This window comes from Polynucleobacter sp. AP-Kaivos-20-H2 (genome assembly GCF_018882215.1).
Classification (GTDB): domain Bacteria; phylum Pseudomonadota; class Gammaproteobacteria; order Burkholderiales; family Burkholderiaceae; genus Polynucleobacter.
In genome coordinates this window covers 115,840-131,597 of record NZ_JACVOX010000004.1, presented here as the reverse complement: position 1 = coordinate 131,597, position 15,758 = coordinate 115,840, and the positions used below count along the sequence as shown (strand labels likewise).

The window sequence follows — 15,758 nt, the reverse complement described above, 5'->3', positions numbered from 1 at the left end:
CTAAATAAAGCTAAGGAATCTTTATGCAGACATTAACTCCAGCCGAGGCAATTACCTCGCGTATGTCGGTAAGAGCGTTTACAAAAGAAGCCGTCACCAAAGAGACCGTGCTCAAGTTACTCAATATTTCTGCGCGTGCACCCTCCGGTACTAATACGCAACCTTGGAAGGCCTATGTTGTAGAAGGCAAAGCTCTTGATGATTTATGCAAAAAGGTATGCGCTGCTTATGATGACATTGCACTCAATCCCGATTTAGCAAAAGAATATCAATCCGCCTACGACTATTACCCCACAAAATGGTTTAGCCCTTATATAGACAGGCGTCGTGAAAACGGTTGGGGCCTGTATGGTTTATTAGGGATTACTAAAGGCGATAAAGATAAGATGCATGCTCAGCATCGAAAAAACTTTGAGGCATTTGGTGCGCCAGTTTGCATCTTCTTCACTATCGATAAAGAGCTTGGTAGGGGCTCGATGCTTGACTATGGAATGTTCTTGCAGAACATGATGGTTGCAGCCAGAGGTGAGGGCTTGGATACTTGTCCACAAGCGGCATGGAATGACTATGCAAAGATCATCCTGCCTTGCATTGGTGCGAAAGAGAACGAGATGCTTGTGTGCGGTATGGCACTTGGATATGCCGACAAAAACGCATTAGTGAACAGTTTTCACACTCCTAGAGTCAGTGCAGAGGAATTTACCACCTGGGTAAAGTAGGAACGCCTAACCCTTTATTGCTAATGATTTTTGGAAGTTCCTAGCTAATTCCCCTAAAAACTATATGGGAAAATTAGAATTTAATTACCCAATAAACCCTATTTAAAGCCTTGAAATGGGGTTTTAGAAAATATATGTTGCTTTGCAACAAAAATATCTTGCTTTTGGAAAATAGGGATCTTAGAATGGTGCATTGCAATATAAATACCCATTTAACAAATTAAGGATAAATCATGTTCCAAACTCAATTAAACGACCAACTCGCTGCTGCACAAGCTAAAGCAATCGAAACTGCTAAACATTTGGCACAAGTTGCTGTTGAAAGCGCTCAAGAATTAGCTGAAATCAACCAAGCTGCTGCTAAAGATGCTTTAGTTGCTGCTCAAGATACAAGCTCACAATTGTTGGCAATCAAGGATGCACAGCAATTAGCTAAATTAGCTCAGCCAGAAGCTGCTCAAGAAGCCGCTAAATACGCTGCTGCTTATCAAGCTAAAGTAAACCAAGTAGTTCGTAACGGTAACAAGGAAGTAGTTCAAGTAGTTGATGCTTCTGTTAATGACGCACGTGCTGATTTGGTTAAGTTTGTTCAAGAAGCTACTAAGACAGCTCCTGCTGGTTCTGAAGCTTTTGTTTCTGCATTCAAAACTGCATTTGATTCTTCACTCCAACAGTTTGATCAAGTTCGCGCATCTGCAACTGACGCATTTGCTAACTTTGAGAAGAGTGTTGATGCTGCTTTGGCAAATATTCAAGGTCAATACGCTGTTACTAAGCCAGCCGCTAAAAGCCGTAAAGCTGCTTAATTAACTGAATAGTTAATTTTGCTGTTAAAAAAGCCACCCTCGGGTGGCTTTTACTTTTTCTATACTTCTATTTCTTACTCAATCCAAGTAACAAAGTCTTCCTTAGGCTTTCTGACTTTTTTCAAGTTAAGCAACCAGTCTTCATCTGCCTTTCTATAACCTAGCGGCAGCATGACAACACTGCGCAAACCTTTTGCTTTGAGGTCGAGGATTTCATCGAGAGCTGCAGCATCAAAGCCTTCCATTGGTGTGGAATCAATCTGCTCGTACGCTGCCGCAATGAGGGCAGTACCAAGTCCTATATATGCTTGCTTTGCAGCATGGGTGTAATTGGTTTCAGCATCTCTCGCGGTATAACCACTAAGTAGCTTCTGGCGGTAAATGTCACCAGCTTCGCTTTTGAAGTTGCGCAGCTTCTCAGTCATATCAAATGATTGATTAATTCGCTCTGCCGTATAGGTATCCCAAGCGGCAAAAACGAGCAAATGAGAAGAATCTACTACTTGGGTTTGGTCCCAGGAAATGGCTTTAATCTTCTCGCGAATAGCTTGATTGGTAATCACAAGCACTTCATACGGCTGTAATCCACTAGAGCTGGCAGTCAGGCGAATCGCCTCTAGGATTAACTCTACCTTTTCATGTGGTACGGACTTTGTGGAGTCCATTTTCTTGGTGGCATAGCGCCACTGTAATTTGTCAATTAAGCTCATTCTGATTTCCTTGGATTTAATAAAGCAATAGATGGCACAGTGTAATTTATAACGGAGGCTAGTGCTAAACGAGCTAATATGTAGGCATTCAATCTCAAAAGACCGGAACATGAATCAAATTGAAATTATTCGAGATGTCAGTGATGTGATGGATGCTCTTGGCGTGGCCGTGGTGTCCATCGGTGTTTTATGGGGCCTCTTCTGTTTCGCAAAAGGCCTGATTACTCAGACGGCCGATATTGCCTATAAAACTTTTCGCATACAAATCGTGCGCTCACTTATTTTGGGGCTCGAAGTCTTGGTTGCGGGTGATGTGATTCGGACCGTAGCCATCAGTCCAACATTGACTAGTGTGGCGGTATTGGGCGCCATTGTATTAATTCGTTGCTTCTTAAGCTGGTCCCTGACTTTAGAGATTGATGGCCGTTGGCCATGGCAAGCACCTAGATCAGGTCAATCAGAATAAGTCATATTTCTCTTTAAACGAGAAAGGGAGTCGAAAGACTCCCTTTTGTTTTGCTGCCAATTAATTGTAGCTTACGCAGCAACTGCTTCTTCTGGCTCAGTAACCGATGAACGAATGAAGTAATCAAATGCTCCTAGTGAAGCTTTAGCCCCTTCACCCATCGCAATAATGATTTGCTTGTATGGAACGGTGGTGCAGTCTCCTGCTGCAAATACTCCTGGCAAAGAGGTTTCACCTTTTGCATCAACGATAACTTCGCCATGCTTGGATAAATCAACGCTGCCTTTTAGCCAATCAGTGTTTGGTAACAAGCCGATTTGGACAAAAATACCTTCCAGTTCAATATTGTGCTCATTATTGTTGGTGCGATCTTGGTAGCGCAAACCATTGACCTTGCCATTGGCACCCAATACTTCTTTGGTGAGCGCGCTCATGATGACGGTTACGTTTGGCATGCTAGCCATCTTCTTTTGCAATACTGCATCTGCACGGAGCTTGCTATCAAACTCGATGAGGGTGACATGGCTAACAATGCCTGCCAAATCAATAGCAGCTTCAACACCGGAATTACCGCCACCAATCACCGCTACTCGCTTGCCTTTAAATAAAGGGCCATCACAGTGAGGGCAATAGGCGACTCCTTTGCCGCGGTATTCTTGTTCGCCAGGAACATTCATCTCTCTCCAGCGAGCACCAGTGCTGATGATCACAGATTTGCTATTCAGTACTGCGCCGTTGGCTAATTCCACTTCAAGGCCATGATTCGTTTTACGCAAAGCATTGGCACGCTGTAAGTTCATTATGTCGACTTCATAACTCTTTACATGTTGCTCAAGTGCTTGAACCAATTTAGGCCCTTCAGTTTCTTTTACAGAAATGAAGTTTTCAATACCCATGGTGTCCATGACTTGACCGCCAAAACGTTCAGCCACAATGCCGGTACGAATACCTTTACGTGCCGCGTAGATTGCAGCAGCAGCACCAGCGGGGCCACCACCAATCACTAATACGTCAAATGGATCTTTAGCGGAGAGTTTTGCAGCCTCTTCCTTCGGGCTCGATGTGTCCAGTTTGGCAACAATCTCTTCAACACTCATACGACCCTGGCCAAATGCTTCGCCGTTCAAAATAACAGTTGGGACGGCCATGATTTGGTATTGATCTACCAAGCCCTGGTAAAGGGCGCCATCAATCATTTCATGGGTGACGTTTGGATTGAGGGCTGCCATTAAGTTCAATGCCTGTACAACGTCAGGGCAGTTGTGGCACGACAAAGAGATAAATGTCTGAAAGCTGAGCTTTGCATCCAACTTAGTAATGCGATCAATCACCTCTTGCTCAACTTTTGCTGGGTAGCCACTAGCTTGCAGGATAGCCAAGATAAAGGAAGTCATTTCATGGCCCATCGGCAAACCGGCAAATGTAATGCGTGCTTCTTGATCTACCTTGCTGACAGTAAAGCTTGGCTTGTGTTCAGCTTTGCCGTCTTTTTTGACGGTAATCTTATCGGACTGCTCAGCCACTTCATTTAAGAGCTCGAGCATTTGCTGGGAGCTATCGCTTCCGTCTACGCTAGCCACAAGAACGATTGGGCTAACAATCTTTTCAAAATATACCTTTAACTGGGATTTGATATTGGTATCAAGCATGATGATTTCCTTGGGTATTTTTTAGGTGAGTCTATTGGGCAGGATCTTGTCCTCTCCAATAGACTCTCTTAAAGAGAGTCTATGGATTAACTATTTAACTGAGCAACTTAGATCTTGCCTACGAGATCCAAAGATGGAGTCAAGGTTGCTGCGCCTTCTTTCCACTTAGCTGGGCATACTTCGCCTGGGTGTGCTGCTGTGTACTGAGCAGCCTTCAACTTACGCAATGTTTCAGAAACATCACGAGCGATTTCATTTGAATGAATCTCTGCTGTCTTAATGATGCCTTCTGGGTTGATGATGAATGTGCCACGCAATGCCAAACCAGCTTCAGGAATGTGAACGCCGAATGCATTTGTCAATGTGTGTGTTGGATCGCCAACGAGTGGGAACTTCGCTTTACCAACAGCTGGTGAAGTCTCATGCCAAACTTTGTGTGAGAAATGCGTATCGGTGGTTACGATATACACCTCAGCACCCATTTTTTGGAATTCAGCATAGTTCTCTGCTGCATCTTCAATTTCTGTTGGGCAGTTAAAAGTAAATGCTGCTGGCATAAAAATCAGAACTGACCAATGGCCCTTGAGGGTTTCGTCAGTAACGGTTACAAACTTACCGTTGTGGAAAGCTTCGGTTTTAAAAGGTTGTACTGCGGTATTAATAATGGACATGCTGCGCTCCTAGTGTTGGTTAATCAATTTTTTAGTAACTATTGCAACTGGATGAATTTTGAACCTGAGTTGTTTATTTGTCTAATGAATAAATTTGATATTTATGATCGGATTTATAGATAACCAATAATATGGGGCGTATTGGGTGCTAAAGACGTCTTGGTGAATACTTTTGACTCTAATGTTTAGATTTTTTATAAGTTTTAGAGGGTTGTAGCCTAATTTTCGGCTTATAGTGCTCTTAATGGTCTAAAAGGCTTATTTTTACTCAAATTGGAGAAATGACATGAGTTTCATGAAACAAGGATTACTAGCCTTATCTATTTCGGCACTTGCGCTCTTAAGTGCTTGCGTCACCGAAGGTAAATACAACCAGTTGGACCAGGCATACAGCCAGCTTCAACAGGCCTACCAAGGCGATGAAGTGGAAATTCGCCAATTACAAGGTGAGTTGCGCATTACGATCCGCGACAAAATCCTGTTTCCAGAGGGCGGTTATCGCTTGAATGCTAAAGCTGAGCAGGTATTGGCAAAAATGGCACCAACATTATCTGGCTTCAAAAATACTAAGGTAGTGGTTCGTGGCTATACAGATAACGTTGCTATTGGTGCTGAGTTACGTAATCAAGGTATTGCTACCAATCTCGATCTGTCGTCCAAGAGGGCGGATAACGTAGTTGACTACCTCATTCGCAAGGGTGTAAGTCAGAGTCTTATTTCTGCGCAAGGCATGGGTGAATCTGATCCAATTGCTTCTAATGCAACTCCAGAAGGTCGTGCACAGAATCGTCGCATTGAAGTTACTTTGGTTGGCCCAGGTAATTAATTCGTAGCTTATATAAAAGGATCAACAATGAAATATTTATTAAGACTTTGCGCAGCATTAACAGTTGCATTAGGATTGGCTGCTTGCTCGGGTACGCCTGATGTCAAAACATCTTCAGCAGATTTTATTAAAGTAACCAATGGTATTTTGACTAGTAGTTATGGCAAGACCATTTATACCTTTGATAAAGATCAGGCAGGCTCAGGCAAGTCAGAGTGCGTATCAACCTGTGCGACCAACTGGCCTCCAGTCTATGTGGAGCCAGGCATTAAGCTCTCCGGTGACTTTTCCTATATCAGTCGTAACGATGGTCAGAAGCAATTGACCTATAAAGGCAAGCCACTGTACTTCTTTGTTAAGGACAAAAACCCTGGCGATAAGACGGGTGATAACGTCAATAATGTTTGGCATGTTGTAATGCCGTAAGCTGCAAAATATTTAAAGAGCTATATTTAATAAATGCCACCTTAGGGTGGCATCGCCTTTTTATGAAATTATTTTTATTACTCATCATCAGTCTTTTTGCTTCAGCAAGTTATGCAGAGGGCTTACTGGTTCCCCTCTCAAAATTTGATAATGATTCTCAGCAGCTGACGAACAGCAAGGTGTTAGAGTTTTGGGGTTATCACAATTACGACGGTAACGATAATTATCAAAATATTTTGAAGTTACGTTACTACAATCCCTTGGAGGCAGGTGATTGGCGAGGGCGTATACGTCTCGATAGTTCTTACGCATCCAATTACAACTCCATTTCGTCCGCTAATAATTCAGGGCAATTCAGTGCGGGCAACACCATGGTCACTATCTGGGGTCAAGACCGAACTTTTCTTAAGTCATTGGGTGCTTTGGTTGGTGGTCGTGTTGTATTTCCATTTGGTAATAATGGGCAGTGGGCGGTTGGCCCGCAATTAGGGTGGTCATTTGTTCCTGAGGTCGATAGTCTGTTGGGTGTGACCGATTTCTCGCCCTTATTGCGCTATATGTACGGCTTCGATACTAAAAACAATAATCAGACCATTAACCCCAATCAACCTGCATTGGTCAGAAACCTGCAAATATTCCCAACTATTGGCTTCCAGCTATCTCCAAACACAATGCTGCGTTTTTGGGATGAAAACGGTGCGGTTTACAACTCTGCTGGAGGGGGCTGGTTTGTGCCGATTGATGCTATGGTGACCCATCGCCTCACTAAGGACTGGGTATTTGCAGTGGGTGCTAGTAAACAAGTGGTTCAAAGTTATCACCAGTACGACTGGTCTACCTACGCGAAGATCTCCTATAACTTCTAGAGCGCAGGTCTTTTACGGTTAAGCCTACAGACTATAATTAGTACCAAAATTAGTATTAAATATTTCCTTACCAACCTTATATCGCATCGGTCCTTTTATGAATAAGAAAATTCTTGCATCTCTAATAGCTATATCTGCAATCTTCATGTCTGTAGGTGTTGCTCATGCAGATGAGGCGCTCACACCGATTCCCAAGATCTCTAATCAGTGGACTGTTGATGTAACGCCTTATGTCTGGCTTCCTAATATTAGTTCAACACTGAATTACAAAGGTAAGTACCTTAATACTGCAGACGTGAACATGAGCGATATTATTAGCAACCTCAAATCAGGAGGAATGATTTCTGGAGAGGCTCATTATGGTAGCTGGGGAATAATGGCTGATCTGGTTAGTGCTACATTGCAAAAGAGTGGTACTACTTCAGTCACTCCAGCGCCGGGTTACAACTTTAAGCTGGCGATGAAACCTACGGTTCAGCAAACTATGCTGACTGGTGCTGCTACTTATAATTTAGTCAATAATCAAAATGCCAATGTTGATGGTTTATTAGGGGTTCGCTGGATTAGCATGACTGCTACGATGAACCTTGCACTTGATGGCACCAACTATTCATTAAGCGACTCTAAGACTGTCAGTACTGTCGATCCGATTGTTGGCTTTAAAGGACGCTATCGCATCGCAGATTCCACTTGGTATATTCCTTTCTACGCTGATATCGGCAGTGGCGGCGGAACAACTAACGTGACTTGGCAGGCAATGGCTGGTGTTGGTAAGACGATTGAAAAGTGGGTTGATGTCTCCTTGGTTTATCGCGGTCTTTACTATGACATGAGTAGCTCGAAGACTAACGGTGCAGGCCTTCTTCAGAAGACAACCTTTCAAGGCCCGCAATTATCAGCAACATTCCACTTTTAAATCTCTTTTAAATATTTTATGAAATTTACTTTAAAAATATTTACTCCTTTAGTGGCACTTGGATTCATAAGCATTTCAGTTTTTGCTCAAGAAATTCCTGCGCGTGCAGGCACAATTTCGGCTGAGAAATCTGGCGAAGTGAGTGTTTCTGCCAAGCCAGAGGTAAACAGCGTTGATATTGCCAAGAAATTGGCAAACCCAATCGCTAATATGATCTCTGTGCCACTGCAATATGAATTTAGTCGTGGCGTAGGTAAAAACCAAGGCGGCTCAGAGCAGTCACTCCTATTTCAGCCGGTAGCGCCATTTAATATTGGCGGTGGGGATGTCTTTATCGTGAGACCAATTGTTGCGGGTGTGAGAGAAGTTAGTGTTCAAGATGCTTCAGGCAAGTCATTCTCTGGCTATGGCATTGCTAGCGTAACTCTCGAGTCTTTTTATGCACCCAATACCAACTCCTCTTGGATTTGGGGTATTGGCCCGTATGCGCAATCACCATCCGGTAATAGCGGTAAGTTTGGCTCACAACAAACAGGTGCCGGCGTGACTGGGGTAGTACTAAACCGTGATGGCCCATGGACTTATGGCCTGCTTGGTTATCAATCATGGAATGTAGGTGGCAATCCAACTTTTGGTACACAAAATAATTTGTATGGACAACCTTTTGTGGCCTATACCAACAAAGAGGCTTGGACTTATACGGTGAATATGGAAGCGCTTTATAACTACGATGCTCACCGTACCTCCAACCCTCTTTACGCTGGCGTCTCTAAATTAATGGTGTTTGATGGTGTTCCTGTTTCTTTCGGTGCAGGCCCGATGTATTACGTGAGCAATACTCCGGGCGGACCATCTGGTTGGGGTGCTCGTGCAACAGCAACACTAGTTATTCTGAAGTAATTTGCCTTAGAAGTACTAACTTATACAAGATAGGAAGTTAATCATGAAACAAAAGATGTTCAAAAAAGTACTAGCTGCTTCGGTTTCGGTTACTTTGGCATTTGCTCCATTAGTGAGTAATGCCTGCACTAGCTTCTTGCTAAAAGGGAGCGATGGCGGCTATGTTTATGGCCGCACAATGGAATTTGGTTTGCCATTGAATTCTCAGTTAACGACTATTCCAAGAGCTTATGCCCATCAGGGAATTGGTGTTGATGGTAAATATGGTTCTGGTCTGAATTGGAATTCAAAATATGCGGTAGCTGGAATGAATGCGCTTGGCTTGCCTGAACTTGTCGACGGCATGAATGAGAAAGGCCTCGTTGGAGGTGTACTGAATTATCCCAATAGTGCCGCTTACCAAGCAGTTACTCAAGCTGAGTCATCCAGTAGCATCAATTCAGTTCAGGTGCTCACTTATGTGCTGACGAATTTTGCTACTGTTGATGAAGTGAAGGCCGGTCTACCAAAGATTAAAGTCAATGGCGCAAAGTTGGCTGTTTATGGAAATCAAACTCCACCAGTGCACTATACGTTGCACGATGCTAACGGTAAAAGTATCGTAGTAGAGTACTCCAAAAATGGATTATCTATTATGGACAATCCAACGACTGTTTTAACAAATGATCCTCCATTTCAGGATCACCTCAATAGCATTGGAAATTATGCCAATCTCTCTAAGGTAGAGAAGCCACCACTAGTTATTAATGGAGCTACCTACGCAGCACCGAGTTCTGGTAATGGATTGCATGGTCTTCCTGGCGATTTCCTAAGCCCAAGCCGCTTCATTCGCGCACTGTTTTTATCTAACTCAGTGCCAACAAACTTTACCAACGCCCAAATGGACGGTGCTGCTTGGCACATTCTAGGAAGCTTTGATATTCCTCCTGGATCAGTGACCTTGCCAGCTAGTAACCCTTATGGTGGCGGCACTGGTGGCTATGAGGTAACTGAATGGAGCATTGTGGCGAACAATAAAACCATGGTTTACAACGTCAAGATGTTTGAAAACAATAATACGTATGCATTTGATCTGAAAAAAATGGATGTGAATGCTAAAGAAATAAAGTATGTCAAATTAGCTCAACCTAAGATTTTGGTTCCAGTGAATTAATTAATTGAAGTTTGGATATCCATGATTAAAAGGGGCTCGCTTGTCGAGCTTCTTTTTTTAATAGATTGATGATTGCAATTGACGCATGCTTAGTATTTTATAAATGAAGGTTTGATAGAGGCTCCCAGTGAATCTAAAGTCTAAAATTATTTATGCCGGTGTACTAGGTCTATTCTCTGGCCTTGTTTCAGCGGTTCAATTGCTTGATCCTCCATCAACACCTAAGGTCACCAATATCACTGTATTTGTGGCCAAAAAAATTGTCACGATGGATCCGGCGATTCCTAATGCAACTGCTGTTGCTGTTGCTGATGGACGTATTTTGTCTGTCGGCTCTTTGGAAGATATGAAGCCTTGGACAAGCAAGTACCCAACGCAGATTAATAAAGATTTTGCTAATAAAGTCATGTACCCGGGATTTATTGAGCCACATGCGCACCCTTTGTTGGGTGGTATTTTGTTCAACAAACCATTACTGACACCATCGCCTATGCCAAATCCATGGGGGCCAGCGTTTCCTGGGGTTGCTAATTTACAGTCAGCAATGACACAGCTCAAAAAATACTCTGATGACATCAAGGATCCGAACAAGACACTATTGGCTTGGGGCTTTGACGTAGTGGCTATGGGGAAGATGCCTGATCGTCAGCTCTTAGATCAAGCTTCGAGCACGAGACCCATTGTTGTATGGGATGCTTCGGGCCATGATATGTATGTCAATAGTGCTTTCATCAAGTTTTATGGCATCACGCCTGAGAAGGTGAAGAATGTGAAAGGCGTAGGCATTGATAAGGATGGTCAATTAAATGGCCAGTTCTTAGAAATCCCTGCGGTAACTTATATTTTGGGCATTGCTGGAAAAGATGTTCTCAACCCCAGTGAAATTCCGACTGACTATTTATATATGAGTGATCTCATGCAGCAGGGCGGAATCACCACTTCTGGTGATTTGGCATTTGGTACTTTGAACATCGATATGGAGCTCAAGATTGCTAAGGCCTTTAGTCAATCCTCCGCAGGCGCCTTAAGGATTGTTCCTGTCGTTTACTCAGAGCCCTTTATTCAGAAGTATGGTGATAAGGCGATTGCAGAAGCACAGGCTCTACAACAGCAAGACAACGACCGTTTGATATTCCAAGGCGTGAAGTTCTATAGTGATGGCGGTTACTTACCAGAAACCATGCGTATGGAGCACCCAGGCTATACCGATGGAAGTCTAGGCTCGTCAAACTATAAGTCTGCACAAGACTTTGCTACTGCCATGAAGCCATGGTGGGACGCGGGTTATCACATTCACATTCATAGCAATGGGGATATTGGCAATCAAAATTCTATTAACGCTTTACAGTTAATGATTGATGCCAAGCCACGCTTTGATCATCGGTACACGATTAACCATTTTGGTATTCCATCGACTGCAATGGTGATGAAGATTAAGGCCCTTGGTGCTGTAGTCAGTGCCAATATTTCTTATATTTCTGAGCGCGCTAAATTGGAATACCCAGCCTTAGGTATGGATCGCGTATCTTATGCAACTCGACTTGGTACTTTAGTTCGCAATGGCATTGTTACTTCTATTCATTCAGATGCGCCTGTGTCTGCGCCTGTGCCCTTAAAAGAGGCGTGGACTGCAGTGACTCGTAAGGATGTGTACAACGATGGCAAGGTGTGGGGCTCAGCTGAGGCGGTAACTGCCTCTGATGCAATGAAGATGATCACCATTAATGCTGCTTACACTTTAGGAGTAGAGGATAAGGTAGGGAGTATTGAAGCCGGCAAGTTCGCAGACTTTGCGGTCTTAGATGCGGACCCACAAACTGTTCCCGCAATCAAAATTAAAGATGTTGGAGTGTATGCGACAGTTTTGGGCGGAAAAGTTATTCCGGTATCGGAAACCAAGAAGCCCAGATCCTTAGAGTAATACTCTCAATTGAGACTGACTATTTAAACCCTATCAATCACCTAAATATGACCAATACACATAAATCTTTTTTGAAATACCTTACCTTAACTTTGTTGTCAGCAGCTTTTCTAGCTGGCTGCCAATCCACTGGTCAAGATGGCAAGCCGCTCACTACTGCAGAGATTATTCAAAAGCGCGATGCTACTTTGAAAATGTCAAAGACTGGTCTTGATGCATTAATTAAGCAAAACCCTTCTGTTCGCAAAGAGATTGACGAGGCAGCTGGCTATGCAGTCTTTACTACTACCAATGTCAATATCGTTTTGCTAGTAGTGGCCCGTGGTGAAGGCGTCCTTTTTGATAAGCGTCGCAAAGAACCTATCTTTATGCAAGCGCTCAAAACAGGTGAAGGTTTGGGGGCTGGGTATCAGGATCAATACCAAGTGGCGATCTTTAAGACTCCCGGTGCTATCGATCAGTTTTTGTTGACTTCAATTGATGGGCGCCGTGGCGGTATCGATGTAGATGCGAACTTTTCTGCTGGTTCTGGCGGTACGATTCGTTCCTTCAACCCAGATATTACTTTCTACACAGTAGGTCTCTCAGGATACGATCTGCAGGCCAACTATGGGGGTACGCTCTACTTAGTGGATCAGCAGCTCAATAGTGCCGAGACTCTGAACAGTCTTCCAAAGAAGAAGCCAGATACAAAGTAAGTTTGGAGTAAAGCTAAAACCAGAGTCTATCCATGTCTCAGCAGTCTTAGAGCCCCAGCTAGCAATGTCTGGGGCTTTTCTTTTGCCTGTATCGGTTAGATCTACTGGTATTTCTCTATAGAAACCCGCCTGAACGAGAGTAGATTGGTATCTGACATTTCCCATCTGAAAGGCTGATATGACCAAGAAATCACTTGATATGAATGCAATTCCAGGACAACAAAGAGCTATTGATGCAACCAAGGCAGCTGGGCGCGTGGCGATTGAAAGTGCTCAGGCAATCGCACAGATTAATCAGCGGGCGACGCAGGAATTAGCCGGCATGATTCAGAAGAGAGTATCTGAGCTAATGAAAACTCAGGATCCTCGATCTGCATTTGAGTATGTTCATGCAGAGGTATTGCAGGATGCTGCCAAAGAGATCTCCCAATATCACAACCAATTACTTCAGGTGCTTAAAAGCGGTAATCAAGAGCTCGCCGATATTGCCGAAACCATGATTCAAGAATCTAAGGCGGATTTAATTCACTTTGTAAATGATGCTACAGATAATGCTCCGCTTGGTAGCGAGGCTTATGTCTCAGTTTTTAAAACCTCATTTAATAATGCCCTGCAAAATTTTGAGTTGATTCGTGCCGCAATGGCAGACTCATTTACGAATTTTGAGAGCAGCGTTGAGAATGTCAGTAGTCTCGCTAGCCCAAAAAGCGTCTCAAAAAAGAAGAGCTAAAGATTTAATATTGCTTCTGAAATTGCAGGGCGGTCTTAATGGTCTGAAAGTGAATATCCACTGTAGATGTCACTTCCTTTCCGTAACCGCCCGCCATTGAAAACGCGATGGGTAGTTGTCTATCCAAGGCATACTGAAATACAGTCTCATCGCGCAAGCGCATTCCTGCTGTACTGACATTCAGCCTTCCTAGGCGATCACCTTCATGGGGGTCGGCACCAGCTAAAAAAATGAGAAAGTCTGGCTTAAAGCGTGAATCCAGTTGATCTAGGGATTGGCATAGGGCATGTAAATAGGTGGCATCATCGCAACCGTCCTCTAAGCCCAAATCAAGATCGCCCTTTTCCTTTTTAAATGGAAAGTTATTTTCTCCATGAATAGAAAGGGTAAAAATAGAATCGTCATTTTGCAAAATAGACGCAGTGCCATTTCCTTGGTGCACATCCAAATCAATCACTGCAACTTTGAGGGATGAGCTAATCTCTTTTTGTAAAGCGCGGGCAGCAATAGCTGAGTCGTTGAAAACACAAAACCCACTACCAGCATCTCGATATGCATGATGGGTACCGCCCGCAAGATTGGCGGCAATACCTTCTCGTAAAGCAGTTTTGGCTGCAGCAACCGTGGCGCCTGCTGAGCGACGTGAACGTTCCACCATCTGCTTGCTCCACGGAAATCCAATTTCTCTTTGTTCTTGTGGAGAAAGCTTTCCTTCAATGACTTTAATGAGATAGCTTGGGTCGTGAGCATACAGAATTTGGGTATCTGTTGCAGGCGGCGCTTCTATAAGCTCAATATTTTTTTCTCCACTCACCAAATCACGTAAGCGAGAATACTTTTCCATCGGAAAGCGATGCCCCTCTGGAAGTGGCAATACAAAATGGTCGGTATAAAACGCTTTCACGCTTTTACATTTCTCTGGAATATTCTTTCAGGATATTCAGGGGGACAGTCTCTAGTGCCTTAATGTGAGTACTTTCCAGTTTGATAAATGGTGCGCATTGGGCATTGAGTGCCTCCACCCAGCGATTGATGCATAAGCACCATTGGTCACCAGCCACTAACCCTGGAAATTGATATTCTGGTCTTGGGGTGATAAGGTCATTTCCTTTTTGCAGGCTAAATTGCAAAAATTCATTTGTCACAATCGCACAAACTAAGTGACTGCCCACATCCTCTTCATTGGTTTTGCAGCAGCCATCCCTAAAAAACCCTGTTAGGGGATCGAAAGAGCAGGGAATGAGGGGTTCACCAAAAACATTTAGCGCAACTTCTTTTTGCATAGCAACCTTAAAAATATCCATGTCAGCCAGTTTATTGAATAAGCCGTAAACTTGCTGAACAATGACTCAATTAGAAAAGCTTACCTTGTTTTACGATGGCGCTTGCCCGTTGTGCCAGGCGGAGATTCTCTTTTTATCGGGACGCAATCAAGACAATCTATTGGGCTTTGTCGACATTAACTCAGATCAGTATGATCCTCAAAAGGTGGGCGTCTCTTGTGAGGCTGCATTGGCGGCGATGTATGGTCAGTTTGCTAGTGGCAAATTGATACAAGGCGTCTCAGTTTTTCCTGAGGCCTATCGTCGTGCAAACTTACCTCGTATGGCCTGGTTCTTTTCAAGAAAGCCGCTCCAACCATTCTTGAAATTGGCTTATCTCTTTTTTGCCAAGAATCGGCATGCGATATCCAATCTCTTTGGGCCACCAGCATTGCGATTGGTGAAGGCTCGTTCAAGGTCAGCGCAGCAATGAAGAGAATTTATCTTCTCCTCATAGCCACTCTACTGAGTTTCTTCGTGCCGCTCAGCTTTGCGCGCGATCCTTTGGAGGTGTCTGCATATTTAAGTACTGCAAAACTGCAAGGAAGCGGTCGACTGACTTGGTGGGGCCTACATATTTACGATGCTTCCTTTTATAGGGTAGGTTCACTGTCTTCCTCTGAGTTTGCATTAGATATGCGCTATCAAAAATCCTTCTCCGGTAAATCGATTGCCAATCGGAGCGCAGAGGAAATGAAGCGCACTGGCGTACCTGATGATCAGGCTGCCCTTTGGGGCAAGGAGTTGGCGTCATTCTTGCCTAATGTTGAGTCGGGACAAACCTTGACGGCTATCTACTCCCCAAAGCAAGGGACTATTTTCTATCACGATGGCAAGCAAATCGCACAAATACCTGGGTCAGAGTTTTCAAAAGCATTTTTTGGAATTTGGTTAGATCCTAAAACAAGTGCCCCTAAACTCAGGACAGAACTATTGGGACAAACCTGTCCACCACCACTTTTTAATGAGGCTTGTTAAG

General features: G+C 43.7%; 19 protein-coding genes. 14 read left to right on the top strand and 5 right to left on the bottom strand.

Going from position 1 to position 15,758, the window contains the following annotated elements; translation table 11 throughout:
* The first annotated feature begins 23 nt into the window (after positions 1-23).
* Both ICE89_RS11130 and ICE89_RS11125 read left to right on the top strand, forming a co-directional pair.
* On the top strand, positions 24-719 hold the full coding sequence (locus tag ICE89_RS11130) for a nitroreductase (protein WP_216262584.1): 696 nt from the start codon (positions 24-26) through the stop codon (positions 717-719).
* 233 nt (positions 720-952) lie between these two features.
* The gene (locus tag ICE89_RS11125) at positions 953-1,525 is read left to right on the top strand and encodes a phasin family protein (RefSeq protein WP_216265929.1); all 573 of its coding nucleotides are present in this window, start codon (positions 953-955) and stop codon (positions 1,523-1,525) included.
* A gap of 74 nt (positions 1,526-1,599) precedes the next feature.
* On the opposite strand, the gene ICE89_RS11120 is transcribed toward ICE89_RS11125, so the two are convergent.
* The gene (locus ICE89_RS11120) at positions 1,600-2,235 is read right to left on the bottom strand and encodes an NAD(P)H-dependent oxidoreductase (protein ID WP_216265928.1); all 636 of its coding nucleotides are present in this window, start codon (positions 2,233-2,235) and stop codon (positions 1,600-1,602) included.
* 109 nt (positions 2,236-2,344) lie between these two features.
* Here ICE89_RS11120 and ICE89_RS11115 point away from each other — a divergent pair, with 109 nt between their 5' ends.
* Entirely contained in the window at positions 2,345-2,701 is a 357-nt protein-coding gene (locus tag ICE89_RS11115; protein ID WP_215361887.1) for a DUF1622 domain-containing protein, read from the top strand.
* Positions 2,702-2,772: 71 nt separating this feature from the next.
* Here ICE89_RS11115 and ahpF read toward each other — a convergent pair whose 3' ends face one another.
* Entirely contained in the window at positions 2,773-4,350 is a 1,578-nt protein-coding gene (gene ahpF / locus ICE89_RS11110) for an alkyl hydroperoxide reductase subunit F (protein WP_216265927.1), read from the bottom strand.
* A gap of 107 nt (positions 4,351-4,457) precedes the next feature.
* Positions 4,458-5,021 carry an alkyl hydroperoxide reductase subunit C gene (gene ahpC / locus ICE89_RS11105; RefSeq protein WP_216265926.1) on the bottom strand — a complete coding sequence of 188 codons (564 nt, stop codon included), beginning with the start codon at positions 5,019-5,021 and terminating at the stop codon, positions 4,458-4,460.
* 286 nt (positions 5,022-5,307) lie between these two features.
* Between ahpC and ICE89_RS11100 the strand changes: the two genes are divergently transcribed.
* The 9 genes from ICE89_RS11100 to ICE89_RS11060 all read left to right on the top strand — a co-directional run bounded on the left by ICE89_RS11100 (position 5,308) and on the right by ICE89_RS11060 (position 13,457).
* Positions 5,308-5,847 carry an OmpA family protein gene (locus ICE89_RS11100; protein ID WP_304608654.1) on the top strand — a complete coding sequence of 180 codons (540 nt, stop codon included), beginning with the start codon at positions 5,308-5,310 and terminating at the stop codon, positions 5,845-5,847.
* A 27-nt stretch (positions 5,848-5,874) separates the two neighbouring features.
* Entirely contained in the window at positions 5,875-6,273 is a 399-nt protein-coding gene (locus ICE89_RS11095; protein WP_216265925.1) for a hypothetical protein, read from the top strand.
* Between the two features lie 62 nt (positions 6,274-6,335).
* A complete protein-coding gene (locus ICE89_RS11090; RefSeq protein ID WP_216262579.1) occupies positions 6,336-7,139 on the top strand; it encodes a hypothetical protein in 804 nt (267 codons plus the stop codon).
* 97 nt (positions 7,140-7,236) lie between these two features.
* A complete protein-coding gene (locus ICE89_RS11085; protein ID WP_216265924.1) occupies positions 7,237-8,055 on the top strand; it encodes a hypothetical protein in 819 nt (272 codons plus the stop codon).
* 18 nt (positions 8,056-8,073) lie between these two features.
* Positions 8,074-8,955: a hypothetical protein gene (locus ICE89_RS11080; RefSeq protein ID WP_216265923.1), complete on the top strand. Its 882-nt coding sequence runs from the start codon at positions 8,074-8,076 to the stop codon at positions 8,953-8,955.
* 43 nt (positions 8,956-8,998) lie between these two features.
* Positions 8,999-10,108: a linear amide C-N hydrolase gene (locus ICE89_RS11075; RefSeq protein ID WP_216262576.1), complete on the top strand. Its 1,110-nt coding sequence runs from the start codon at positions 8,999-9,001 to the stop codon at positions 10,106-10,108.
* A 127-nt stretch (positions 10,109-10,235) separates the two neighbouring features.
* A complete protein-coding gene (locus ICE89_RS11070) occupies positions 10,236-12,029 on the top strand; it encodes an amidohydrolase family protein (protein ID WP_216262575.1) in 1,794 nt (597 codons plus the stop codon).
* A 47-nt stretch (positions 12,030-12,076) separates the two neighbouring features.
* Positions 12,077-12,727, top strand: coding sequence for a hypothetical protein (locus ICE89_RS11065; protein WP_216262574.1), 651 nt, complete (start codon positions 12,077-12,079; stop codon positions 12,725-12,727).
* Between the two features lie 178 nt (positions 12,728-12,905).
* Positions 12,906-13,457, top strand: coding sequence for a phasin family protein (locus ICE89_RS11060; RefSeq protein WP_216262573.1), 552 nt, complete (start codon positions 12,906-12,908; stop codon positions 13,455-13,457).
* A 4-nt stretch (positions 13,458-13,461) separates the two neighbouring features.
* Here the strand turns inward: ICE89_RS11060 and ICE89_RS11055 are convergent, their stop codons facing one another.
* Positions 13,462-14,361: a histone deacetylase gene (locus tag ICE89_RS11055; protein ID WP_216265922.1), complete on the bottom strand. Its 900-nt coding sequence runs from the start codon at positions 14,359-14,361 to the stop codon at positions 13,462-13,464.
* Positions 14,362-14,365: 4 nt separating this feature from the next.
* Positions 14,366-14,761 (bottom strand): DUF2237 family protein, encoded by a 396-nt coding sequence (locus ICE89_RS11050; protein WP_255558826.1) that lies wholly within the window; start codon positions 14,759-14,761, stop codon positions 14,366-14,368.
* A 40-nt stretch (positions 14,762-14,801) separates the two neighbouring features.
* Between ICE89_RS11050 and ICE89_RS11045 the strand changes: the two genes are divergently transcribed.
* A complete protein-coding gene (locus tag ICE89_RS11045; protein WP_216265921.1) occupies positions 14,802-15,212 on the top strand; it encodes a thiol-disulfide oxidoreductase DCC family protein in 411 nt (136 codons plus the stop codon).
* Positions 15,209-15,757, top strand: a complete 549-nt coding sequence (locus ICE89_RS11040; protein WP_216265920.1) for a chalcone isomerase family protein — start codon at positions 15,209-15,211, stop codon at positions 15,755-15,757. Before ICE89_RS11045 ends, ICE89_RS11040 begins: the two co-directional genes overlap by 4 nt.
* Position 15,758: the final 1 nt, after the last annotated feature.